Below are 895 nucleotides of genomic sequence, written 5' to 3'. Positions count from 1 at the left end.
CAACATCTGTAATTGATGACCCAGTTGGTGTTAAGTACCAAGTTTCAGAAGTATTCCTACCATTAATCAAGGCATCAAACAACGTTGGTGTTATGACTGTTTTAACTGGTAACAATAATGGTGCTAAGGATGTTACTCCTGCATCAACTACAACTGATAACTCAGCAAACAACTCAACTGATAACAAAGGTGGTAAATAAGAATGAAATACACAGTACAAGCAAATGATGAAGAATATGCAGTTGCTACTAAGTACGGTGTTTCAGTTGGTAACCTACGTAAAGCAAATGAAAAGCTACCTCAACCATACTTGGTTGAAGGTCGTGTAATTGAAGTGCCAACAGATGCACCAACTACTTCAACTAGTTACGCATCAAATTATTCATCAACAAGTTACACAAACAAAACTGATAGCAAAGTAGATGACGATAAAGAATAAAGGTGATTTATATGGATGAAGACATCAAGAAAGCTGTTAGCGATAATTTAAAAACTAATTATTCGCAATTGTTTGATGATCCGAATGCAACTAATCAATTAGATTTCTTTATTCAAAGAGCAAATATTAAAGTTAGTAAATATAATGTTTTGAATAAAGATAACAAGATTATGCTGTTAACCCTTTATACTGCTTATTTAATTAAATCAAACCAAGAATCTGATGGTGTTGCTACTACAATCAAAGCGGATGTATTCCAAGTAGGGATGTCTGCTAATGAAAATGGTAGCAAGGCTTATTTAAATGACTTTATAAGTTTATTAAATGACCTACATTTAGGTGGTTGGAGTGTTAAAACCTTTTGAGTTCTGACTTTGATTATTTAACTCAGGGCATTAAAGAGGTTGAAAACTTAAATAAGCATCGTGTTTTTGTTGGATCATTACTTGCTACTGG

General features: G+C 33.2%; 3 protein-coding genes. All 3 read left to right on the top strand.

What is annotated here, in order from left to right; genetic code table 11:
• A partial coding sequence (locus OEZ61_RS08060; RefSeq protein WP_290047384.1) for a hypothetical protein occupies nt 1–200 on the top strand: 200 nt, incomplete at its 5' end.
• A gap of 2 nt (nt 201–202) precedes the next feature.
• The gene (locus OEZ61_RS08055; RefSeq protein ID WP_094750417.1) at nt 203–439 is read left to right on the top strand and encodes a LysM peptidoglycan-binding domain-containing protein; all 237 of its coding nucleotides are present in this window, start codon (nt 203–205) and stop codon (nt 437–439) included.
• A gap of 11 nt (nt 440–450) precedes the next feature.
• On the top strand, nt 451–804 hold the full coding sequence (locus OEZ61_RS08050; protein ID WP_160184544.1) for a hypothetical protein: 354 nt from the start codon (nt 451–453) through the stop codon (nt 802–804).
• The last annotated feature ends 91 nt before the right edge of the window (nt 805–895 follow it).

It is taken from the genome of Apilactobacillus sp. EABW-1NA, from assembly GCF_030398685.1.
GTDB classification, from domain to species: Bacteria; Bacillota; Bacilli; order Lactobacillales; family Lactobacillaceae; genus Apilactobacillus; species Apilactobacillus waqarii.
Note: the sequence above shows the minus strand (reverse complement) of the source record. Positions and strands in the feature narration are given on the sequence as shown.

What these genes read in the sequence shown, in the direction of transcription:
- OEZ61_RS08055 (WP_094750417.1), top strand. Translation starts at nt 203, where the DNA reads ATGAAATACACAGTACAAGCAAATGATGAAGAATATGCAGTTGCTACT.
- OEZ61_RS08050 (WP_160184544.1), top strand. Translation starts at nt 451, where the DNA reads ATGGATGAAGACATCAAGAAAGCTGTTAGCGATAATTTAAAAACTAAT.